This window comes from Reinekea sp. G2M2-21 (assembly GCF_015687175.1).
Lineage (GTDB): Bacteria > Pseudomonadota > Gammaproteobacteria > Pseudomonadales > Natronospirillaceae > Reinekea.
Genome location: NZ_JADPQG010000002.1, coordinates 348,309 through 371,513 on the forward strand (window position 1 = coordinate 348,309; position 23,205 = coordinate 371,513).

Below are 23,205 nucleotides of genomic sequence, written 5' to 3' on the forward strand. Positions count from 1 at the left end.
CTGACTAATTCAAATCACCTCAGTCCTATCAGATTGAAGGATGAGTGGGGCGTGTGTTGCAGGGACTGGCGAGTCCTTTTCAAACCACACAACGAAGCTCAGTCATCGATCTGAAGGACCCGGAGGGCGGGGCTGAAATGGCAAATTTCGTTGTTAAGTTCTTTGCCAAGCTAATGAATAATGCCTGCAGAACTTGCCTCTCATTTTGCGAATTTCTTCACCCGCGGAGGTAGATAGCAATTATTCAGAGTTGCTTTAATTCGAAATAAAAGGCGTGTTCGACAAGGTTAATCAGTAGTTCAGGCCATACTTGCTGAGAATAGCGAGTTGCTCATCGCGCACCGAATCCAGCGCTTGTTGAAATGCTCTGACAACGGCCGGATCCACAGCCTGACTGAAGGCAAAATAGCCCTGACTATTACGTGTCGTCGCTAGAACGACAAATGGAAAGTCTCTAAAATCCTCGGTTTTCCGAATAACCCCGAAGGGAGAGTCCGCCACCGAAAACAACTGTTCTCGTTTATTCAACAGCATATGAAACAGCGTCGTATTGGAATCGACTAACTCTATTTTGGTTTCTGGATAGCCCAACTCTTGCATAGCGTATTGGGTCACGTCAGATTTCACCGCAACCACCGGTAAATCATGCTCGGTGGCCGGATCATAACGGTCAATGCCGCTGTCACCGTAGGTGACTAAAAAGGTGCGACTGGCGTGTGTCGGACCCGCCCACTGAAACAGGTTTTCCCGCGCGGACGTTCGCGACATGGTAAACAGCATACCGGGGCGGTCTGTTTGCAACAGGTGATAAGCACGAGACCAAGGCAGAACTTCGATGTCAGGAAACGGCACACCAAGCTTGGTGTAGACCAAATGCAATATCTCCGCAGACGCGCCGGTTAACTCACCGTTTTCGAGATAATTTAACGGTGGATAATCTTCGGTCATCACGGTCAATTGGGTGAGCATATCTGGCAGCTCATCCGCTTGTGCCAGGCAACTCCAGCAAAGCAAAGCAACACGCAGCAGGTACTTCAAGGCCAACTCCATTGCAGGCAAGTCTCTGCAGTTTAGCCAAAAAACGAATTTGTGCCTGTTTTCTGAATAGCGCCAAAACCCTTACGCTGTTTGAATTGGAAGGAGACAGACTGGCGTTATTGCGAGCATTCATGCAGCGCATCTGAATTGACCGATGAAACGACCTATCGTGACGATTGAGTCACCGTACCCCGAATGGCACGCACTTATACTTGTTTAATGGAACTGGCATCAATGCGTAACTTAGTTTCACGGAGATTTTTTTGCTTGTGACTAAATCTGTTTCGAAGACTATGGTTTCGTTTTTATCCAAAAGATCTTTTGGGGGATTTTTCTTTCCAAGGGGAGATCCCCTTGATCCGGCCTTCACCAGAGGTGAAGTCGTAAAAATCGAATCGAAGCCCATTGGGGCTTCGCTTTTAATCGATTTTAACCCCCCCCTTTTGTCGCCCGCTTTGGTGCTCTGCCATGCCATACACGTTCTTCGAAGGGTCGCTTGAGCGTGCATCCCTGCACGCGCGGCGCTTCCAAGGGCATCCGTGCCCTTGAATCCGTTGCGATGTGTCCGTCATGTCAGCCAAAGCAGACGCGACGAAACAGTCATTTACACCAGTCCTTGGCGAATAGAATTTTGAGGTTGGTCAAGCAGCGATGCTTGAACAAGTGACCCGGAAATGGCGGTCCGACGTTTCGGTGGTCGTCGCGAACTACCTGTCGATAACGGAATTGAGAAGTGTGACCAATCGTTTGTGGCGGCGACTGGGATTGCTAAGGACCACGCGAGAGTCGTCGGACCGGCTTGGCCCATATCGGTGAAAAACTCCCAGTGAAACCATATCATTAGTTCAAACTAATGCTGAAAAAAACAAACTGCATTTGTTTAAGTAAGTACCATTCACTGTACCCCGCCTGGTTTGAGCCGACGCCGAGCGGGGATTATTCGAGAAGGGGCACAATACCGTTAGTTTACGACCACTGCTTAGAACTCTGCTTATTGAAAACGTCTTTTACTTTCTGCAAGGTCAGAGCCTGAGTCGCAGTCATTGGGCCATCTACTTCCGCGGCCTGATGTATCAGCGACAATAAGCTATTAATTTGGTCTTCAGTAAACTCAGCTTTGACGTTAGCTAAAATATTTTCAACGTGTTCGTGCACATTGCTATGCACTTGCTTTAACAGAAAAGTACTTGATCCAAAAAGCTGCGTAGCATCGTCATCGGACATTGAAAAGGTGTCTTTGAAGGTGTCTATCGCAAAACGCTTCTGTTCTCGCGACAGATCACCTTCTTGTTGCAAAGTGCCTACAATGAGAACGGCTGCTGCCTCCATGGAATTATGAAGGTTGTACAAAGGTACCTGTTGGTATTTTTGTCGCCACTTTCGACGATGAGCCCATGCAAAAGGATTTAACCAACCCAAATCCAATCCGCCACGTTGCAAGGAGTTAAGCGCCCACAAAAGCCCTCCGATTGCCGTTATGAGTCCTATCAATATATGCATCTCACTGTCCCTACTTAGAATGAGGCAGGCGATTCTAATCAATTTGATCGTTTAAGACTATACCAGAACCACGAAATACCCCTCCCATTCCCCTGGGGTAAAAACGGTGCATTTTCCCGGACACTTGAAATACAACCCTCTCGCTACGGCCAAATTTTGGTTACATAGGCTGGCGCCTTAAACCTGAGCGCACCGCTTTCTAAAACCAGAACAAAAAAATCTTTGCTGGCGGCACTCAATTTTTGAATACGGAGATATGAAAATGAAATTGTCACAAGCCATCATTGCGTTGGGTCTGAGTCTATCGGCCATCGCCGCGCAGGCGGAGCCTATTGAACTCAATAAGGTCGACAACCGCATGCATTCCAAATACGGTTTTTCCTGGCAAACCATTGAAGTCGAAGCCATTGTCGATAATCTGGCGTTTGACAAATCGGTACAGCTTTACTTTGAAGACGAGACCCAGAATTGGGTCACTGCCGACATGACCTACCAGGGCGACGCCGGTCCGGGCAAAGAAATCTGGAAATACAATGTATCACGCACCATTACCGGACCTTATTCCAATAATGCGCCACTGGATCTACGTTTTGTTTTGAAGTATGACGTAAACGGTCAGACCTATTGGGATAACAACGACGGCCAGAATTACTTAGTCACAGCTGGCAGTGGTGAATACTCACCGAAACCGATTGTGTTAAACAGCGCCTATGCGCATGCGCCATACGACTACAACTACAATGGCAACACCGGTCATGTAAATGGTTACTTCAATGCGCAATTCATCCTGCAAAATCTCGGCTACTCGAAAGATGTCGAAGTGCATTACACTTTCGACAACTGGGTGCACAAATATGTGGCAGCGGCACAGTTTACATCGGGTGTTTTCGAAGGCTACTCCTATGTAACCTACCCTAACGCCAACAATGCGGAAGTGTGGACCTTCTACACCAACGGTAGTGAAGCGCAAAGCACGACAGCAAATACGGTAGAGTTTGCGGTGAAATATACAGTGGAAGGTGCGACCTATTGGAATAACAACAATGGCGCAAACTTCAAAGTGCCAGTGGTGTATAATTGATCGGTCTTTGATTTATAATCATTTCAACCCACAGTCGACATAGGTCTCTGTGGGTTTTTGTTGATACCCCCATTCATTTTTTAGACGAGTACCAAACTATCACTGCCAGTGATGCTGAATAATCTAAAAGATCACTTTCGACAATTCGCGACTGACAACGCAACCAAATACCGGAACAATTAGCGTCATTTTTGCGGAACCCTTTGTGGGAAATTATGGATTCTCAAGACAGCTTTTTCGAACAACACGCTATCCTGCAATCCAAATTGCGCTGTCCGGTAATTACCCTGAACAGTGTCGACCGATCTGCGCTCACGGAAAAGCTCCACGATGGTTTTCAGCGTGCCATCACCTTTGTCCAGGCACCTGCTGGGTTTGGGAAAACCACCGCCATTGCGCAATGGTTTACGCAGCTCGATCGACCCAAAGGATGGCTGGGCTTGGATGAACTGGATAACGACTTTCCGAAATTCATTTCCTATGTATCTGCGTTAATAGAACAGGGTAACACCTTAGCCGACGTCACTACTGTCTTTCGCGACTGGTCGAAAATCAGTCCATCTCATACGGAACAAATTGTCGCTAATTTCAGCAATCATCTGGCGCAGTACCCACAACGCCCGGTCATCGTTCTGGATGATTTCCATTGGATCACTGATCCAACACTCATCCACTTTATCGAGCGCTTACTCAAGCACATCTGCCATCAAGTGCATTTGGTTTTAATCAGCCGAACAGCGCCCGCTTTGAATCTGCACGAGTTGATGTTGGCGGATCAAGTCCAGTTCATCACCACACACGAACTGAAATTTTCGGCGCACGAAATGCGACATTTTTTCAGCCATTACAATGACGAGGCTTTCCGACAACTGCAACCCCAGCTGTCCGACATGGCCGGTTGGCCAGCAGGATTGCAACTGTTCCGACTGGCTCGCGAGAACAAATTGCCCATGTCGCAAGAACAAGCGATGTTAAGCGACTATATCTTTGAAGAAATTATCCGCAACATGCCGGAACCCTTGTTAACAGCGACACTGAAAGCCGCCATCAGCCGCCGCTTTAACCGATCATTGCTGACGCTGCTGTGTCCCAATAGCAATGTTGATATGGTGCTGCGCGAACTAGAAACGCGCTACGCGTTTATTTCTGTCACCGGAACCACCGATCGTTGGTACCGCTTCCACAGCCTCTTTCGTCAGGCGCTGATCGATTATTATCGCCGAACGGACCCGACCTCGTATCAGGCCACCGAACAGATCTGTGCTGACTGGTGGTTAAAACAAGCCTGCTACAGTGAAGCCGCGGAACATCTGATTCAGGTCGGTCATGAGCCGGTTATCGCCGCGTTCCTGCTTGATCACGGTTGGTCGTTTTATCGCAGTGGTCAGTACCGCTTACTGCAGCAATGCTTTGCCCAGCTGGCGCCAACCACCATCGCCAGGCACCCGACGCTGGCCCTGACACACGCCTGGTGGTTACTGATTCACGAAGACCCATTGCAAGCAAACCGCAGTATTCAAATGTCCGAAACCCATTCGTCATTGCAGGCCAGCGATCAGGCGTCCTACTGGGCAGTAAAGTCGGCCATCGCGGTGATCTTCGATGATTTTGTTGCCGCAGAAAATTGGGCGCAGAAATCGTTGAACAGCGCATCATCAGCGCGCCCCTGGGAGCGCTGTCACAGCTTTTTGGCGATCGCAGAAGCGCGCCTTAATCAATGTGACTTTCCTGGTGCAGAACAAGCATTGGTAGCCGCGAATCAGATTTGTCAGACCGAACGCTACACCACCTTGTTAATACAGGTAATGTATTTGCATGCAGAGATTCATCTTGCGCGGGGCGACTGGGCGGACGCGCAGACGGTGCTCGAAACTGCGTTGAGCTATGCCCGCGAGCGCGGCCTGTCGAGGTTATTTTCGATCGACCATCTGCAACGAACGTACGCCCGGGTTTTGCGCTTACGAGGCCAAACGGAGCAAGCCATCAGGGTATTAAAAACGACGGATATTTCAGAGCGACCGCTCGGTGATTACTGGCAGTTCCCGATTCTCATCGAGCAGCTGTCGACGCATCTTTTTTCAAATCAAGCCTCGGCATCGACCCAAGCGGACATCAGCAAGCGGATTCTGTATCTGGCCAGCACCTGTGATTTCAGCGTGAAATGGCAACTGTCGGCCGACCGAGCCCTGATTCTCTATTGGACACAACAGCAGGATCGGAAATCTCTGCGCTACCTGATACAACGTTATGAAAACATGAACTTCAATACGCGTCGGTTTAATCTGAATGCCCGGTTTAATCTCGCATTGGCAAAGCTCGGCTGCCACGATGTCGATACCGCGCGATCATTGCTACAGGAAGTGAGTGATGAAGCCACTGCGGTTGATTACCGCGAACTGCGTATTTTCTGCCAGGTGCTCATCAATCTGGCGGGGCAAAACATCAACCTCGACTTGCAAGCCAGCGCAGACAAAAACACGGCAGCACTGCGGCAACCCCTGTACCGACTGTTTAATGACCCGGAATGCGATACTGCACCGGCAACAGAGCAAAACGCACTGCTGACCAAAACCGAGCAAAAGGTGGCTTGTCTGCTGAAGCAGGGTCTGCAAAACAAGGAAGTGGCTGAAAAATTGAACATTCAACTGTCCACCGTGCGCAGCCACATCAAATCCATCAACCGAAAACAGCGGTTGTCTACAACTCATTGAATCTACAAAATATGAATGATTTGTGAATGAATTGTCGTGAATCTTCGGAACGCGTAACTACATCCCTACCTTTGCTCACAGGTTCCATCCCGGTATCGCTTATTTTTTGCACACCCTGAAAAAAGTCTTTAGCGTGCTCTTGCTCGATACGATGAGTGGGAATAGAGAGTCAGCAGTTTCCCAACTGAACAACAAAAATAAAAAGGTGAGAAACAATGAGAAACACAATCCTGCGATGGACGGCCACCGCGTGCCTGTTGATGTTAGCCAGTGCCGGTTTTACGGCGACATGGCCAAATTCAGAGTTCAGTCAATTGCATTATGGCCTGTACTGGTTTGGTTATGACGACAACTGGGCAAAAGCGGTTCCGGGTCAAGCAAACCCCTATTACAACCAAAATAAAAAAACCCTGATTTACATTCACGGCTGGCAAAATGGCACTACGCCCAACAAAAGCCGCGAAACCTTTGATCGCAGCAGTGTCGGCGGCCCGAACACAGACCTGGCGGCCGCCTGGCTGAGCGCCGGGTATAATGTGGGCGTGCTGTATTGGAATCAATTTGCCGACGAAAGTGAGGTGAAGGATGCCGAAGCCAAAATCTGGACGACTAACGGACCCCGTGGTATGCGTTGGCGCAGGCTCGATGGCAGCTACAGCAGCATGAACACGTCGGACAACGTAACGCGGCTATTGTACAACGACCTGAAAGCCAACATGTCCGGGTTCGCAGGTACTGAATTGCGGATTGCCGGCCATTCGCTGGGCAATCAGGTGGCGTTGGCACTGTCTGATCTGATCCGAGCTGACGTCAACGCTGGCAGGGTAACCAGTAAACTGTTGCCCAAACGGGTCGCGTTGCTGGACCCCTTTTATTCCAATGGCAGTAAGAGTTATCTCAATGGCGACTGGGCTGGAGAGCGATCGCGCTGGGCCGCCAACCGTTTGATCTCCGCTGGTGTAGCCATTGAGGCTTATAGATCCAGTTCAGTCACAAACACCGTGTTTGTAGGTGACGCCAACACCGCGTTAATGAAGAAGACTGCGTTTACTGAACTCAAACCCTGGTATTTCCAGTCCTGGGAACAGGACAAGAAACACCACGCGGCAGCCTGGCACTACCTCTGGTCCTTCAGCTTCAACCCGCCAGCCATCAAGAACAGCAGTGCTGACGCAGCCAGTGCACAAACCAGCACCAGCCGGATCAAAGCGCTGATGTCCAGCACTCAGAAATTGGTGCATGACCTGGGCGCTTACTCGAAATCCCCCAGCGATGACCGTTTTAAAACCGCCAGCAAGTAGTCGGTATCGCCCACGCTGGCTCAGCGTGGGCATCGCTTCCACAAGTCATTTCTGAACCCTTTTTTTTCCACGCATTTATTGGAGTCATTTCCCATACTTTCGATTAGAATACGGCGACTTTGTTAACCTTAAAAACGAATTTCAGGAAATCCGATCATGCCAAAGGCCAGTGAGATCAAAAAAAACGCCGCCGTTGAATACAATGGCAAGACTTACATCGTTCACGACATTGAACGGTCTGTGCCACAGGGCCGCGCAGGTGGTAGCTTGTACCGCATGCGCATGTATGAAGTGTCGACTGGCTATAAAGTAGATGAAACCTTTAAAGATTCAGACATGCTGAACTTAGCAGACCTGGTCCGCCGCCCGGTCATGTTTTCATACGAAGACGGCGACGAATATGTATTCCTGGATTCCGAAGATTACACCCCATACAACCTGAATAAGTCGACCATTGCCGATGAAGTCCCCTTTATTACTGATTCAGTCACCGGCATTCAGGTGATTCTGGTGAACGAAGCACCGGTTGCATTGGACATGCCAAGCAGTGTTGAACTGGTGATCACCGAGACCGATCCGTCGATCAAGGGCGCATCTGCCACGTCGCGTACCAAGCCAGCAACACTGTCCACCGGCTTGGTCATTCAGGTTCCGGAATACATCGCCACCGGCGAGAAAATCAAAATCAACATCGAAGAGCGCCGTTTTATCAGCCGCGCATAAGAGATTCATTTCCCGAGCCAGGGACGCCCGTCACGAACGTCCCTGGGCTATTGTTGCCGTACAGCCGTCCCATTAGCCCCGTGTGCGCGTGGTTTGTCGAACCACCGAATCCAGATCACGAATCTGCTGTGTGATTTCTTTCATCTTTTCGTGCGTGCGCAGATCGATATCCAGTTTTTTATCCATGGTGTGCATGATCGGGAATATGCTTTCCTCAATCGTAGTCGCCAGCACTTCCAAAATTTTCCCCAACCCCTGAACCGGTTCGTTCACGACTTCCACCGTTGGCTTGCTGGCAATGATAGCCTTGGCAATTTTTTCAAACGACTTTGCCAACAGGGCACTGTTATCGGGCACCGTAACAGGATCCGGTTTACTGGCCTCGACCGCCGCAATCAGTTTCGCCATCGCGGCCTGCTGCTCGGTGTTTGGCTGAGCCGCTGTAGAGGCCAATGCGCTTAAGCCATTGGCCAGGTCGGCCAATTGCGCGACAACCTTGCCACCAACATCGGCATCGTCGCCGCCCATGGCTTTGTTACGCAGGAAGTCCTTCTTGATCTGCGTCCAACGTGTCGCTTGCTCGTCGGTCATATTGCCACGCAGTTCTGCCAGTTTGAGCAGGTTATCTTCGGCACCGGTGGTGAGCAGTTGCGCTTCGCCCAGATAGTGATCGGCGATCATTTGCATCAGCTCCTGCTGATTCATCACGGCCGATATTTTTTCCGTCATCTTATTCATGTTGCGGTAACTGCCTTGCAACTTGAACGCGGGTTCGGTGCGGTATTTGTCATCCTGTGCAGCCGAGGCGATGTATTGTTTGTTGATCTTTAACACCACATCCTGGACGACAAACATTTTGGCAATAATGCCGGTGATTTCCTGAATTTCAGCGCCACTGTACTGATGCGCAAGATCCGTTGCGGCTATATCGTGCCCCTGCGCCATCTTGATCAACTTGTAAGTGTCGTCCATCTCCCGAGTGGCCAATGGCGCCAATACAGGATTGGAAGTCAGTGCGTTTTCGATATAACTCAGCGCGAATTGTTCATCCATACCGCCCAGAATATCACCCAAATTATAGATATCTGCTCGGTTGGCGAGCATGTCCGGAATCTTGAAGGCTTCGCCGGATTCAGTGTAAGGGTTGCCCGCCATCACCACGCAGAATTTTTTACCACGCATGTCATAGGTTTTGGTTTTACCTTTCCACACGCCTTCTACACGACGGGTGCCGTCACACAGTGAAATAAATTTCTGCAGAAACTCTGGATGCGTGTGCTGAATATCATCGAGATACAGCATCACGTTGTTACCCATTTCCAACGCCAGATTCAGTTTTTCCAACTCCTGCCTAGCGGTCGCATTCGGTGCCTGCTGCGGGTCGAGTGACAACACATCGTGTCCCAGTGACGGGCAGTTGATCTTCATGAAGATCAAGCCCAGACGGTTCGCCACATATTCCATCAACGTGGTTTTACCGTAACCCGGCGGTGAGATCATCATCAACAAACCCATCAGGTCTGTTCGCTTAGAATCACCCACGGTGCCCATCTGTTTTGCCAAATTATCGCCGATCAATGGCAGATAACTTTCGTTGATTAATCGGTTGCGCACGAACGATGCAAGTGGCCGTGCCTTGAATTCATGCAGACGCAGTTTATCGCGCTCGTCGCTGATGATGCGCTGACGTACATCCAAATACCGGTGGTAAGTCGGTACTACCACGGTACGGTGATGTTCGGTGCGTTCCAGAAAGTCATCAAGACTGAAACGTAACTCGCGATTTTGAATACGCGCGTGATCGCCCATCAGTCCATCAACGACGAGTTCAACATCCACATCAAGGAAGCGATGCGTCATGTTCTGAGCGGTCAGAATCTGCGCACAGGCTTCCGGAACATAGCGCGCCAGATGGGTCAGTTGCTTGTTGTTGACCAGGGCCTGTAACCAGGCTCGGGTGAGCTTCCACTGTTCTGCGGGCAATGCCTGCAGTTTCGCAATCGATTGTTCGAACTGACGCCAACTGTCACCGGACATAGAACGCTGCAGCTCTTCACTGAGCTGACGACCGTATTGACTGATGATGATCTCCACCGGCTCACGCGCCAGTTCGGCAACCAGATAATCCGCGGCACGCGATATCGTGAGGGCATCACAATCGATCGGATGCTGTTGTATAAAGCTGGTCAGTTCGCGGCCGATCTCGGCGGCCAATAACTGGCTCGCTTCATGGCTGGCAAACACAGCATTCATCTGCAAGGCAGACTGTGCTCGTTCTGGCCAACTTTTAAACTGGCCGTCATCTTGCTGCTGCAGATAGCTCCAGAACAGGGCAGCAATGCCGCGACTCATTGGATCGAAACGCAATAGTTCTGCCAATGTCAGTGCTGGCATTACGGCGCGGAGAATCTTAGCGGCGTCGAAATCATGAATCCCTTTTTCATAGCCATCTTTGTAGCGAGGGCTGGCGAAGTCGCGTACCAGTGCACTCAACTGATCGTCTTCCGCGACCGCCTGACTGAGTTGGCCAAGCGACAGGCCATCGGTATGTTGTTCAGCGGCGTGTAGAATGAGGGCCGCCAAATATTCCGCCCTGTAGATGTTAGGCGTTTCCGACTCCAGGGACAATTCCCAATAGTCTTTCAGTGCCAGCAGTTCCGGATGCTCTATGGCTTCAAAATAGTTGGTTCCGGTTAAATGAATATTCAGCAGACCATTGCGCGGAATAATGGTGAGGTCCAGTTCCTGTGTGTTCACAGAAAACTTGTGTCGTGGACCCAGCTTGATCACATTGCCACCGGCTTCGTATATATCCGTTTTGTCGCGCAATGAACGCAAAGCCTGTTCTTTAATGGACTTGAGTCGGGCCTCAATATCGTCAGCTTTCACCGCCGCGTCCAGCTCTCGCAATGACTCTACCAAGTCTCTGATTTTAAGAACCAGCGCGTCAGTGGCAAAATAGGTGTTCAGTTGATCGGCTTCGGTAAACTTAAGTGACCGCTTTTCAATCGAAGACAGCATACGGGCGGCAGCGTCGGTAACACTCTGTGCTTTGCGCTGTCGCTCATCAAGCAGTTGCTGTTTGTGACTTTCAAAAGACTCATAGACTTCTTCACGTTTGTCCATAATGTCGGTTAAAAACTGGTCGTAATCAGAGAACTGGCTTTCCAGCTCTTCCAGTTGCACCAACAAACGCGACAACTGCTCTTCGCATCTTTCCGGCGTTGTGGATAAGCCGAGCGCATTTACAATGCTCTGCGAAAATAATTTGAATTGCGCCCCAAATTGCGCCACGGCTTCGGACGAACCCAGGTTCTTCTGTTTGTGTTTGGCGTTGGCCTTGCTCTGGTTTAACTGAGCGTAAACACTGGAGACCGCGTCGATGATCTGCGTGCGAACAGTTGCATCGGCAACCTTCAACGTGTTCATCAGTTCCGTTAGTAAGTCTAAACCCGCTGCCGTCTGCTCAATCGCCTCGATGACCGGAGTCAGTTCGGCAATCGTTGCTGCTGTTTCAATCTCTTGATCAAGCTGGGTGATCTTGTCAAAGTAGGGATTCAGCGCTTCGTCGCGCGATAAAAAAGTCACCGTTTGTTCCGACAGTGAAGCGTTGACCTTCTGTAAGTCAGCTTCCAGTTTGTCGATACGGGCTTGGTCAATGTAACGTAATTCACGGATAGTGATCAGGTGACCGCGCTGTTGACGAATCTGACTCAGGGCTTTGACGTACTCTTCTGCCGTCTGCCAGGAATCCGGACGAATCGATTGCAGCAGGGCCGTTTGCTTCTGTTCGGCCTCTGCCATCGCCTGCTTGGATTGCGCCTGGATGCTCTGAACTTTTTCAAATTCATCGATCACCAACTCGGAGGTTGCCGCGACCTCGCGTACCAGTTCGGCCAACGTTTTGCTTTCAACACTGTCGAGCCAATAGTGATCGTCAAATACTTTCTTGGCGGCTTTGCTCAGCTCTTCATAGAGTCGAGAGGAGACCGATTGACTGTCGATGCTGCGGCAAATACTAAATAGATCTGATACCCCACGCACCAGGGCTGCGTTACCGATTTTGCCATAGAAGCTTTGGCTTTGTGGCTGGGTACTGGCGAACTCATCACTGACATAAGGCGTTTGCCAAACCTGCATTGGGTGGACTCGGGTCGGCTCCGATTCCGCAGAAAAAATCACCAACCGGCCGTCTTCTGCCAGCGCATAGCCATGACCGAATATGGGGTTTTGCAGTTGTTTGGTGATCAGGTTGTAGGCGAACAGACCCACCACACCGTTGTTGGGTTCGTAGAAAACGTACAGCACGTCTTCGCCATTCGGCGAACGGATCATTCGCTGAAATTTGAGACCGTTTACATCCTCATCGAAGGCTTTGTATTCGCCATTCTGAAGGTAATAGCCGCCGGGGAAAATCAACCCGTGGTCTTCGGGCAACTGGACACAGGATTCACCGATGGCATCCACGCGCATCACCTGCTCGTTCAGCGTGTTATAAATCAGGTATCGGGTTTTGGTTTCTTTATAAGGCAATACACTGAGCAGGATAAGATGACCAACTTTAGCGTACGACAGTTTGCAGTCATCAAGGGATTGGGTGTCGTCATCCACCGGTTCTCGATAAATACCCAGACCATCTTCCGTGTTGTTTTCAATTTTAACCGTCAGGTCGCCACCGATGGTTTCCACAAAAACCGTATCCAGAACATTAATATGCGGATGACGACCGTTAACGATGTTGTCGCGAGTGGCTTCGGTCCATTCGAAATCGTAATGCGGTGGTGGTTGGATGTCTCGTTCACCGCGGTTATCAATGTAGGTGATGGTTTTACCATCCGCCGAAACACTCCAACGGAACACGCGTTGGTCGGACAACCGTTCACCAATTTGAAAGGCGGCCAGCAATTTACCGTCTTTCACCACCAATTGAATCAGTTTGGTGTTTTTGTAGTACCGGTACAGTTCGGAGAAATCATTAACGAAGCGGGTGTCTGTCAGAAAATGTTTGTTGTGCGAAACCGGCACCAGCTCAATGCCATCGTCGGTTTCCTGCACGTCAAACAGGGCGAATACGTCATCTACTTTGGTTTCTTTTTTCAGTCCGATAAAAACGTTGTAGCCAAACAACAAATGCTCGCCGACCTGAACGATATCGCGGGCAATACAGTTGTTTTCAGTGCGCACGCGAGTACGGCCCTTAACGGCCAAATCCGACGAGCCGAACTCGGCTAGGCGGGCGTCGTTCAACTGCTTGGTACGCTGGTATAACTTGCTTCCCTGCTCAGCTAAACGCTTGCTGATGACTTCATAAGCGCCACCTTCGGCAACGGCGTTGTCAACGGTATTGGCTTGCGGGTCGTTTGGCTGGGTCATGCGTTAATCCTTTAAAGACTATGTTAACTATTCGCCGCAGCCCTGAGCTGTGTCTGTCTGACACGGCACAGATCACGGCGATTTGGCGTAAGGAGACCTAACGATCACTTACGCCGTTTCAGCATACGATGCGATCAGGCATCTTCCTGGTTCGATTTCGATACCGGAGCCGACTGCATCATTTTACCGACCAGCCCCTGAATCACATTGCTCTTTCCAGCCAGACCATCGACTGCCTTACCGATAGACAGGGACTTGGCAAAGTTATCGAAGAAGTGGTCTTCTCCACCGACAATGTCGATCTTGGCTTTCTGCAGAGCAACAGCCAAGACTTCTGCGTTTTCTTTCGCAATTTCCTTACCGGCTTCCATCGATGCCAACGCTTCTTTCAAGGCCGTTTCCAGACCCATGCGGAACTCTTCGTGTTCACGTGCCTGTTCGCTCATGGAGTTCATGGCTTCGAACTTATCAACCAGACCTTCAGCCTCGGCTTTGAATTGCGCGCGAGTCACATCAGCCTGTGCGGTACCGGTACCTAACAGAGCATCGGCTTCAGCGTCACCTTTTGCTTTAATTACATTCGCTTCGGCGATACCTTGCTTCTCAAGAGATTCCGCCTTGGCGTTCAAGACGTTGGCTTCGGCAATACCTTCTTTCTCCAGCGCTACAGCCTTAGCTTCCTGTACTTTGGCTTCAGCCAAGCCCAGAGCCGCCGATTCCGCCTGAATACCTTCCGCCAGTTTCTTCTTGGCATCGGCTTCCTTGGCTGCCGCTTCCAGTTCAGCCTGTGCGATAACCGTAATTTCAACAGAACGGTGCTTAGCGGCGAGTTCGTCAGCCTCCGCAGCTTTCACCTGCTTCACTTTCTGTTCTTCGGCCAGTGCTTCTGCTGCCAGAACCTGCGTTTGCTTGGCTCGGTCGGCTTCAGACACTTCGCGTACTTCCTTTATGCGCTCTTCTTCCACGGCCACGGTTTTATCCACGGCCACACGCTCACGAATGACGTTGGCGATTTCTTTCTTCTCTACTTCAACCGCTTTTTCGGCTTCAATGCGCTGTAGTTCCACTTCACGTTCACGAGAAACAATTTCCAGATCACGGGCACGGGTCACCTTTTCCTGCTCGATGGCCACAGCACGCAATCGGTTCTGTTCAGCCACTTCCATTTCACGTTTCTGGTTTTCCGTTTGTACGGCCAATTCCTGATCGGTCAGAATCGTTGCCTGTTGTGCCTTGAGGCGCTCTTCTTCCTGAACCTTGCGTGTTTCGGCTTCTTCACGCGCGATAATGGTCTCGATTTCACGTTTTTGCTTGGCTTCGGCATCGGATTGTTGACGCTCCAACTCCAGCATGGCCTCAACGGTTTCCACATTCTTTTTCTTAATCGCCAACTCTTCGTCGCGGGAGAAGTTGTTGGTCTGAATGTTTTGCGTCGCCGTCAGTTCGGTGATTTTACGGATACCTTCGGCATCAAGAATATTGCTTGGGTCCAACGACGATTTCGGCGTCTGCTCCAAGTAGTCGATCGCAACGTCTTCCAGCACATAGCCGTTCAAGTCATTGCCGATAACTTCGATGATTTTGTCGCGGAACTCCTGACGGTTTTCAAACAGCTTCACAAAGTCAATTTGCTTACCCACGGTTTTCAGCGCTTCGGAGAATTTCGCGTTGAACAGATCGTTCACTGCGTCTTTGCTGGATGCCCGATTTGCCCCAATCGATTTTGCAACCTTGAGTACATCTTCGGCTGTTTCATTTACCCGCAGATAAAAAGCTACCGTAATGTCCGCACGCATGTTGTCGGCACAGATCAATCCGTCCTTACCGCGTCGATCCACTTCCATGGTAATCAATGAGATTCTCATTAATTCCTTTTTGTAGATGATCGGTAACACAAAGCCACCGGTAAACTTGACCTTTGGTGTTGAGGACAGGTCGTTGACGATTAACGCCACCCCCTGCTCAACTTTGACGTAAAAGGCTTTGAACAGAATCCCTAAGCCTATAATTACAGCGAACACGACGCCCACTGCGGTTAGTATCGGCGCGAGAATTGCTAAATCCGCCATGATGGTTTCTCCATTTCCAGGTTGTTATTAAGCGTTGCCGAGGAATTCGTCTTCAGAGACGACTCGATACACGTTTTTGTCGTTGAGGTATTCATAGGCAACCACCCGGTCGCCCTGTTTGAAAGAGTTAGGTTGGTCACAGCGTATTTTCAGCATCAGACCGGCACCACCGTCGTTAAGCATCGCTTCGCCGAAATTTTCATCCACGCGAGACGTCCGCACGATCAGAACCTTACCCAAAATGCTTTTATTCGAAGTTGTCTCGCTGGTAAAAAATTTCCGTAACGGTTTGATTATTTGTGCAGTGAGCATGGTCGATAAGTAAAGAGACCCAAGCAAAACCAGTGAACCCAGGCCAAACTGCATCCAGACCGATTCCAGCGGACGGACAAAAAAGTGCACGCTGTAATAGCATAGAAGCCAGCCAATCAGGGAAATCAAGGTGATGATCAAAGTCGTAGGGACACCATTCAAACCAAACTTCATCATCAACCCAGCTAAGGCGTTTATCTGCCCAATATCCGTATCTGGTTCCGGCAGATCAACATCCAACGCGTCGATGTCAACCAGACCCAAGACAGCCACTAGCCAATAGAGCATGGACAGCAATAAGAAAAAGGTAAAGAACACCGTTGGGAATGATGCAATGTTCTGATAGAACGGGTCCATCCCTTCGAGGAAGAAAACAGCAAACATAATATCTCCTTATTTTTTCTTAGCCTGCAATCGATCAAACACACGATCGATCTGCGTACCATTGGTTTTAATACCGGCCTGTTCCAATTTGGCCAGCAAGTCATCTTTCTCAGCGGATACGTTCAAGTCGTTGTCCACATCAAACTGCGCGGCTTTGTGTGCCTGACGTTGACGCAATCGCTCCAGGGAATCCTGCGCAGTTTGTATGCGCTTACCTGATCCGGCGCTACGTTGCGAAATAGCGGCCTGCGCACGCTGTACACTTTGCGTTGCTTTTATCGTATCCAACTGTTGCTTCAAGCGGGTGACACTGCGCTCGGTTTGACGAAGAATCTGCTGAGCGTCTTTGACGTGACGGGCGTAGGCAGCCCTTTCATCGACAGCGTCCTGCTGTTGCGCTTCAAACTCGACGATTTTTTCGGCCACTTCCAACGCCAGCGCTTCATTATTTTGGGTAAGGGCCTGACGGGCATAGTCCTCATGCTCGGTAATTTTCCGCTGCCAATCATTGACCTGTTCGTCGGCCAGTTTCTGTTTGGCCATCAACTCAGCCAGGGCATCCCGTGCTTCACTCAGGGCAATGGAAGCTGAACGCACTTCGTCGTCCAACAATCGGATTGCCCGCGCATCAGCGCGAGATTCACTGTGTTCGTCATCGTCACCTTTCAACGCGGCAATCATCTTCGACCAGATATTCATCATGCCTCCCTGCGCGCGTCATCAATCAGGTAGTCGGCATAGGCTTCGGTTACCTGCAACACATTGGTGGCGAGCGTTTCTATCTCGATCAATACACTGTTTAACACCGAAGCCCAGCTTAACGCACCAAACATCGTGTAGGATGCTAGGCCGTCTTCACCGGTCTCCAGGCTGATCGTCGACAGCGGAAAATACTTGTGCGTCATCAATACCAGTTCGTTAAACGCCGCCACGTCCTGCACATGCGACATCGGCCACAACAAACACTCGACCAGTATCTGTTCACCGCTGACCGTCAGAAACAGGGGTAAGTCACCAAATTCGGTCATTTCAATCAACAACACCGGTTCTGCACCCTCAATGAATTCCAGGCGCGCGCGCCCTGTGCTCACCAACTCGGTGGCTTTTAACGCATGAAATAAACTGGATGTGGTCCAAACCAACGCTTCTGACGCCATCGCTTTTCCTCCGACTGCCGCTCCTTCCGCATCTTCCAGGCGCAATTGCTTCTCATACGCCAACAACTGCTGGGTATGCTCTGGGCGAATCCACACTTCTTTCTTAACCAGCCCTTGCTCGCGCAAGCGGCGGCGAAATTCGCGTTGATAATGGGCGGACGTTTTAACTTGCATGGCGGTGAATTTAGAACCTTACATGTAAGGGGTCAAACAGTTTCACATGTAAGATGAAAAGTTGTGACCAAAGTCATGTTCACGAAACAGTGAGCAGGGGGAGCAAGAATGAAGCCGAAGGGTGACGCACTGTAGCGAAACAGCCGCATGTTTGTCTATCAAAATGACAACGTACTATGGAAAACAGCGGCAACCCGAATAGCACTGACTCAAACTTCATTAGTCATTAAATCTAATTGTCGAAAGCTACCGCGACTTGGCTCACCTGCGAGTTTATTATCTTTAAGGGTCGAACTGGTCTGACGATTGGGGTTTGTTCTTAGCGAAAAAATCCCAGAGGATTTTCCTTTCCAAGGGGTGATTCCCTTGTACCCCCTTTTTCCGCCAACGTTGGTTACCTTCCAGCTGCTGTGCTCGGTCAAACGGGCTCGGGCGTGCGCCGACACATCGGCATTCCCTGCACGCACAACGCTTTCAACGCCTTCCCTAGCGTTGAATCCGTTGTCTCGCTCAACACCTGTCAGCCAACGCAGTGCTGGCTCGCTGTTTCTGCCAACTCGAGTGACATCAAGCTTTTTTAAAAGGCTTCATGACCGGCGGTGCAGCGACTGCTGGTGTTTTTTTGCCTTGCAAACGACCACGCAAAACCATTGCGGGGGCCTTGCTAGACGTCCTGCTGTCCCAGGCCCATTCAGTCCAGCCGAGCAAACATTGACGCTGGCTTAAAACCGAACAGTTTGGCCAGGAAAACGTCAGGTAGTTTCTGAATTTGGGTGTTGTAGAGCTCGACAGAATCGTTATAACCGTTGCGGATCAGACTTAGTTCATCCTCAGTGCGCTCCATCTGTTTGCGGAATGTCTGCACCAGTGAGTTCGCTTTCAAATCCGGGTATGCCTCCACACGCGCAATAAAGGCTTTGACGACCTTTTTTTCGTACTGCAGCTGCTTGGTTGCCTGCTCAGGATCTTCAGAATAACTGGCTTGACCGCTGCGCATTTTGGTCATGGCTTCCATCAATTTTTGCTCATGGGCCATATAGCCTTGCACAGTACTCAGCAACTGAGGCCATAAATCGTGCCGACGTTGCAGCAACGTATCGATATCCGCGCGGGTTTTGTCGACCCGGTTTTTCAGAAACACCAGTCCGTTGTAATGCAGAATGAGGGTAATGAATGACAACATCAGCGGTACAACCAGCGAGACCTTGATCAGATCCAACGGTGTCAGGGAGCCACTGCCGGACAACAATACTGTCCCGGCGACCAGGCTGAACCCAAGGGCCAGGCCGGTCAACATAAAGCCAGCGGCACCTTTACCTTTGACCACCTCGTCTTCTTCCTGAGTGGTAATCAGGAACTCAAAGTCATCACTGTTCTGCACAGACAATTGCGCGGCGTTCTCATCGGCAATGCCGGCAAATCCCAAGCAATAAACGTTGCGAAAGGGCGGTAGCCAGTATTCAGAGTAACGCATTTTGCCGCGACGATCGACCTGCTTCTCGGGAAACACAATGTTTGCTCCCGCTGGATTAACCACCACTTTGCCGGATTGATCTTCCAACCAGAAACGGGATTCTTCACCCCCTTCTTCCACCGTTACCCATTTCGCGTTTTTACCACTGCCGCGTTTTTCCTCCACGGTATATTTGTAGGCCACGCATTTCTGCTGATTTAACCGACTGGAGAGCGGCGGTGCGACCTCATCGTCAACATCAATCATGCCAAACAATTCAGTTATCCCGTAGGTTAAACCCGTGGTCTGGGAGGTGGGGATAAATTCCACCAGTCGTTTGAATCGAATGGCTTTCAATGCCCAGAAGATCAACCCCACGGTAAACAAGGCACTCAAACCAGCCACCGTCAGGATTAACCACTGTTTATCGAACCGACTGTTATCGATGTCCACCAGACGACCTTCGATCCGATGTTGCGTCGCTTCGTCCAAGGCGGGCGGACGGAAGGATCGCTTTTCGGCCACTGTAAACAGCAGGCTGTCTGGCCACTGGTCTGCGCTGCGTTTAATACTTGCGTACATCGCGTATAAGTCTTCCAGTGCTTCCTGTCGATTACTGGCCATCGCGCCAACAGACCGCTCCTGGTATATCGCCGCAGTGTTATGCCAATCCTTTTGCAAGTGCACAGCACCGAGCACCCACAGTGCTGCGAACAACCCCAGGGTCATGAAGGTGACAAATACCCAATATCGATGCACTCCAAAAACAACAAGCAGAGCAGCGAGACCAACGGCGAGCAGGCCAGTCGCAGCGGAAATCAACAACCCAGATAAGAACAGGGCATCGCCACCTTCGGTTTTCAGGGATTGATACGTAACCAGAGTCGTCAAGTCATACTTCATCGCGGATAGGTTAAAGGATTGAGACTGGTCATCATAAAAGGCCAGCATTTGCAGGTTGTCACCTTGGCGGATGGTATGTTCAGTGTATATTCGACTGCCGGATTTTTGCCGATGGGTTTGCCGGGCTGTCCAATCAATAGCCGACACGTTAAACCCTGGTTGCAAGGCGACTTCAGCGCCGGAATCCACTAACAGAAAGGCCGTCGCGCTTTCTCCAGAATCCAGTGTCCGAGTTTTCCGGTTGCCATCGGAATCGGTGTATTCTTCTTCCAGCTTAAAACGAAAGTAGACCACTTTGTCTTTGGAATAGGGTGCGGTAATGGTTTTGCCACCGTCCTTCACCTGGCCCTGAACCGCATAGACACCATGGGTTAAGGCAGATAGCGGCGTCATCGGTAATCGGTCCAACTGACGGACGTCGGACAATTGCGCAAAGCCCCATTGAAAGCAAAATATTGCAGCCCCTATCAATACGGCACTCAGTAAGCCGTAACCCAACCGTTTTAACATAAGCGTTCCCTGTCTCCATTTACGGGTATTTGGTACCGGTTCTGTAACCGCGCATTCCAGTGGACACGAAATTATTGCGACCAGACCCTAGTACATCGTGTTGAGATGATTACACTATCGCACCGAAACCGCGATGCAATCACCAACATAGGATAAACCATGACCGAACTCAGCGTTAATGTGAATAAACTGGCTCTGCTGCGCAACTCGCGCGGACACGATGCACCCAATGTCGTTGAGTTCGCAAAAAAGTTTATCGACCTTGGCGTTAAAGGTATCACCATTCATCCTCGGCAGGATGAACGCCACATTACCCGTCAGGATGCGCGCGATCTGGGTAACCTGATCCGCCCTCTGGCCGGTATTGAGTTAAACATTGAAGGCTACCCTTCAGAAGAGTTCCTGCTATTGATTGAAGAAGTTAAGCCTGATCAGACGACATTGGTACCCGATTTACCAGATCAGCTAACCAGTGACCATGGTTTTGACTTCCACACTCAGGCTGAATTTCTGGCACCCATCTTGGATCGCCTGAAAAAAACCGGCACCCGGGTGTCGGTGTTCCTTGACCCTGACCTGGAACAGGTCGAACTAGCGGCCAAATCCCAAGCCGACCGTATTGAACTGTATACCGAAGAATACGCTCGCGAATTCAACAGCCCCAAACATGCCGAAGTACACCAGCGTTACCACGATGCCGCGGTATTGGCGACGAAATTGGGGTTAGAGCTGAACGCAGGCCATGACCTGAACCTGGACAACCTGGCGAAGTTCGTCACCATCCCGGGCATTCTGGAAGTGTCGATTGGTCATGCGCTGATCATCGAATGCCTCGAATATGGCATGCCGTATGTCGCGCGCCAGTACCTGGCCATCTGTGCCGCGTCGGCGTAGATCCTATGCAACCGGGCGCAGACGACAACATTCAGCATCTGGTGTTTGACATGGGTGGAGTGCTGGTCGAGATCGACTGGCACGGCAAGATATCTCAATTGCTCGGCAAAGACATTCCGTTTAACGAAATTCATGCCCTTTGGGCTGCGTCACCGGCGGTCAATGATTTTGAACATGGCCGTAGCGATTTCGACACCTTCACCGAAGCCTTTATCGCAGAACAAGAATTGCAGATCAGCCACAGCGACTTCCAGCGCGAGTTCTTGGCCATTGTCATCGGCGAGTTTGCGGGTATCAGCGAGCTGCTGGCGTCGCTGCAACCTCATTACACGTTGAGCCTGCTCAGCAATACCAACACCGCGCATTGGCAACATATTATTGAACATACCGCTTTCTTATCTTGGATCGATAACCCTTTCACCAGCATTGAATTTGGTTTGATGAAACCAGTCCCGGCCATATACCAACGGCTTATCAAAGAATTGAAATGCCAGCCTGAGAATATTCTGTTTTTCGATGATGGCCTGGCGAACGTCATGGCGGCCAGAGCGGAAGGTTTGCGGGCCGAACAGGTCTTCGGCCCAGAAGATATTAAGCGAGTCCTTAAAAACTACTCGCTGATTCCTTCGAACGGGTAATGCGGCCCCCAGTTTTTACGCAGGAAATGCAGGTACTCGGACAACAGCAAACTGTCCTGCCAACTGTGTTGAACCGCTTCCAACTCGCCAGCCACAATAGCCGAATTGACGGCTTCGAATTCGTACCCCCAACCGCGATTGACCAACGGAATATGTTCGGTGGTGCCCACTTTGTCCTTTTCATGCCAATGAATGGCGTTGCTGGCGAAGAAAGGGCTTTCCAGCTCAGCCCAACCCAGTGTGCCACTAAAGGCGGCTTTTGTCGGCAACATGACATCGAAACGATAGGAAATGGTCGCGCTGCGGCCGTCCTTGTAGCTCATGATCAGATCGGTCGCAATATCCACACCGGTATCGCCTAAGATGACCTGAGCTTTAGTCTCATCCGGGACACCAAACAGAGTCAACGGCAAAAAGATCGGATACAGGCCGATGTCGAGTAGCGCTCCACCAGCGTGTTCAGGGTTCAGCAAACGTTGTTGCGTATCGGCCAGATCAATTGCAAAGCCAAAACTGGCGTTGATGTGGCGAACGTCGCCTATTCGGTTCTGCTGCAATTGAGCCATTAACGTTTGGTACGCCGGTGCAAACTTAGTCCAAAGGGCTTCTGCGCAAAAACGTTGGTTCGCTTTGGCGGCGGCAAATACCTTGCGCGCGTCGGCTGGAGACAACGCCATCGGCTTTTCCACCAGCACATGTTTTCCGGCATTCAGCGCTCGGATCGCCTGCGCTGCGTGATACGGATGTGTACTGGCAATATACAATGCGTCTATATCTGGGTTTGCTAACAAAGCGTCATAATCTGAATAGGCATGCGCTAACTGATGTTGCATGGCAAAAGCGTCGGCGCGACTTTGCTGCGAAGAATAGACGGCCACAAACTGACCATTTGATACCTGCTCACTATCCTTAACAAAAAGTCTGGCCATATTGCCAGAGCCCGATACTGCCCATCGAATCATCCGTTTTTCCCTGTTTTTTCAG

15 protein-coding genes are annotated in these 23,205 nt (G+C 50.4%); 6 read left to right on the forward strand and 9 right to left on the reverse strand.

Features of this window, described 5'->3' with window-relative positions:
- Positions 1–291: 291 nt before the first annotated feature.
- On the reverse strand, positions 292–1,038 hold the full coding sequence (locus tag IYN85_RS10360) for an ABC transporter substrate-binding protein (protein WP_196158824.1): 747 nt from the start codon (positions 1,036–1,038) through the stop codon (positions 292–294).
- A gap of 966 nt (positions 1,039–2,004) precedes the next feature.
- Positions 2,005–2,538, reverse strand: coding sequence for a phenylacetic acid degradation protein (locus IYN85_RS10365; protein WP_196158825.1), 534 nt, complete (start codon positions 2,536–2,538; stop codon positions 2,005–2,007).
- A gap of 262 nt (positions 2,539–2,800) precedes the next feature.
- Here IYN85_RS10365 and IYN85_RS10370 point away from each other — a divergent pair, with 262 nt between their 5' ends.
- The 4 genes from IYN85_RS10370 (at position 2,801) to yeiP (ending at position 8,354) form a co-directional block, all read left to right on the forward strand.
- Positions 2,801–3,619 (forward strand): carbohydrate-binding protein, encoded by an 819-nt coding sequence (locus IYN85_RS10370; protein ID WP_196158826.1) that lies wholly within the window; start codon positions 2,801–2,803, stop codon positions 3,617–3,619.
- A gap of 215 nt (positions 3,620–3,834) precedes the next feature.
- The gene (locus IYN85_RS10375; protein WP_196158827.1) at positions 3,835–6,330 is read left to right on the forward strand and encodes an AAA family ATPase; all 2,496 of its coding nucleotides are present in this window, start codon (positions 3,835–3,837) and stop codon (positions 6,328–6,330) included.
- A gap of 215 nt (positions 6,331–6,545) precedes the next feature.
- A complete protein-coding gene (locus IYN85_RS10380; protein WP_196158828.1) occupies positions 6,546–7,631 on the forward strand; it encodes a hypothetical protein in 1,086 nt (361 codons plus the stop codon).
- A 156-nt stretch (positions 7,632–7,787) separates the two neighbouring features.
- Positions 7,788–8,354, forward strand: coding sequence for an elongation factor P-like protein YeiP (gene yeiP / locus IYN85_RS10385; protein ID WP_196158829.1), 567 nt, complete (start codon positions 7,788–7,790; stop codon positions 8,352–8,354).
- Positions 8,355–8,426: 72 nt separating this feature from the next.
- Here yeiP and IYN85_RS10390 read toward each other — a convergent pair whose 3' ends face one another.
- From IYN85_RS10390 to IYN85_RS10415, 6 genes are all read right to left on the reverse strand, one after another.
- Positions 8,427–13,727: a DNA repair ATPase gene (locus IYN85_RS10390; protein WP_196158830.1), complete on the reverse strand. Its 5,301-nt coding sequence runs from the start codon at positions 13,725–13,727 to the stop codon at positions 8,427–8,429.
- Positions 13,728–13,861: 134 nt separating this feature from the next.
- Positions 13,862–15,796, reverse strand: coding sequence for a hypothetical protein (locus IYN85_RS10395; protein ID WP_196158831.1), 1,935 nt, complete (start codon positions 15,794–15,796; stop codon positions 13,862–13,864).
- 27 nt (positions 15,797–15,823) lie between these two features.
- A complete protein-coding gene (locus IYN85_RS10400) occupies positions 15,824–16,492 on the reverse strand; it encodes a DUF1449 domain-containing protein (RefSeq protein WP_196158832.1) in 669 nt (222 codons plus the stop codon).
- Between the two features lie 9 nt (positions 16,493–16,501).
- Entirely contained in the window at positions 16,502–17,191 is a 690-nt protein-coding gene (locus IYN85_RS10405) for a PspA/IM30 family protein (RefSeq protein ID WP_196158833.1), read from the reverse strand.
- Positions 17,191–17,823, reverse strand: a complete 633-nt coding sequence (locus IYN85_RS10410; protein WP_196158834.1) for a YjfI family protein — start codon at positions 17,821–17,823, stop codon at positions 17,191–17,193. The genes IYN85_RS10405 and IYN85_RS10410 overlap by 1 nt, the downstream gene beginning before the upstream one ends.
- 691 nt (positions 17,824–18,514) lie before the next feature.
- Positions 18,515–20,689, reverse strand: a complete 2,175-nt coding sequence (locus tag IYN85_RS10415; protein WP_196158835.1) for a LemA family protein — start codon at positions 20,687–20,689, stop codon at positions 18,515–18,517.
- A 159-nt stretch (positions 20,690–20,848) separates the two neighbouring features.
- Between IYN85_RS10415 and IYN85_RS10420 the strand changes: the two genes are divergently transcribed.
- Together IYN85_RS10420 and IYN85_RS10425 are read left to right on the forward strand one after the other, a co-directional pair.
- Entirely contained in the window at positions 20,849–21,583 is a 735-nt protein-coding gene (locus tag IYN85_RS10420) for a pyridoxine 5'-phosphate synthase (RefSeq protein WP_196158836.1), read from the forward strand.
- Positions 21,584–21,588: 5 nt separating this feature from the next.
- Positions 21,589–22,221 (forward strand): HAD-IA family hydrolase, encoded by a 633-nt coding sequence (locus IYN85_RS10425; RefSeq protein ID WP_196158837.1) that lies wholly within the window; start codon positions 21,589–21,591, stop codon positions 22,219–22,221.
- Here IYN85_RS10425 and IYN85_RS10430 read toward each other — a convergent pair.
- On the reverse strand, positions 22,194–23,183 hold the full coding sequence (locus tag IYN85_RS10430) for a Gfo/Idh/MocA family protein (protein WP_196158838.1): 990 nt from the start codon (positions 23,181–23,183) through the stop codon (positions 22,194–22,196). The genes IYN85_RS10425 and IYN85_RS10430 overlap by 28 nt on opposite strands.
- Positions 23,184–23,205 lie beyond the last annotated feature (22 nt).

Excerpts from the sequence above, each read along its gene's own strand:
- IYN85_RS10365 (WP_196158825.1), bottom strand. The coding sequence starts at position 2,538 with ATGCATATATTGATAGGACTCATAACGGCAATCGGAGGGCTTTTGTGG.
- IYN85_RS10370 (WP_196158826.1), top strand. The coding sequence starts at position 2,801 with ATGAAATTGTCACAAGCCATCATTGCGTTGGGTCTGAGTCTATCGGCC.
- IYN85_RS10375 (WP_196158827.1), top strand. The coding sequence starts at position 3,835 with ATGGATTCTCAAGACAGCTTTTTCGAACAACACGCTATCCTGCAATCC.
- IYN85_RS10380 (WP_196158828.1), top strand. The coding sequence starts at position 6,546 with ATGAGAAACACAATCCTGCGATGGACGGCCACCGCGTGCCTGTTGATG.
- yeiP (WP_196158829.1), top strand. The coding sequence starts at position 7,788 with ATGCCAAAGGCCAGTGAGATCAAAAAAAACGCCGCCGTTGAATACAAT.
- IYN85_RS10390 (WP_196158830.1), bottom strand. The coding sequence starts at position 13,727 with ATGACCCAGCCAAACGACCCGCAAGCCAATACCGTTGACAACGCCGTT.
- IYN85_RS10395 (WP_196158831.1), bottom strand. The coding sequence starts at position 15,796 with ATGGCGGATTTAGCAATTCTCGCGCCGATACTAACCGCAGTGGGCGTC.
- IYN85_RS10400 (WP_196158832.1), bottom strand. The coding sequence starts at position 16,492 with ATGTTTGCTGTTTTCTTCCTCGAAGGGATGGACCCGTTCTATCAGAAC.
- IYN85_RS10405 (WP_196158833.1), bottom strand. The coding sequence starts at position 17,191 with ATGAATATCTGGTCGAAGATGATTGCCGCGTTGAAAGGTGACGATGAC.
- IYN85_RS10410 (WP_196158834.1), bottom strand. The coding sequence starts at position 17,823 with ATGCAAGTTAAAACGTCCGCCCATTATCAACGCGAATTTCGCCGCCGC.
- IYN85_RS10415 (WP_196158835.1), bottom strand. The coding sequence starts at position 20,689 with ATGTTAAAACGGTTGGGTTACGGCTTACTGAGTGCCGTATTGATAGGG.
- IYN85_RS10420 (WP_196158836.1), top strand. The coding sequence starts at position 20,849 with ATGACCGAACTCAGCGTTAATGTGAATAAACTGGCTCTGCTGCGCAAC.
- IYN85_RS10425 (WP_196158837.1), top strand. The coding sequence starts at position 21,589 with ATGCAACCGGGCGCAGACGACAACATTCAGCATCTGGTGTTTGACATG.
- IYN85_RS10430 (WP_196158838.1), bottom strand. The coding sequence starts at position 23,183 with ATGATTCGATGGGCAGTATCGGGCTCTGGCAATATGGCCAGACTTTTT.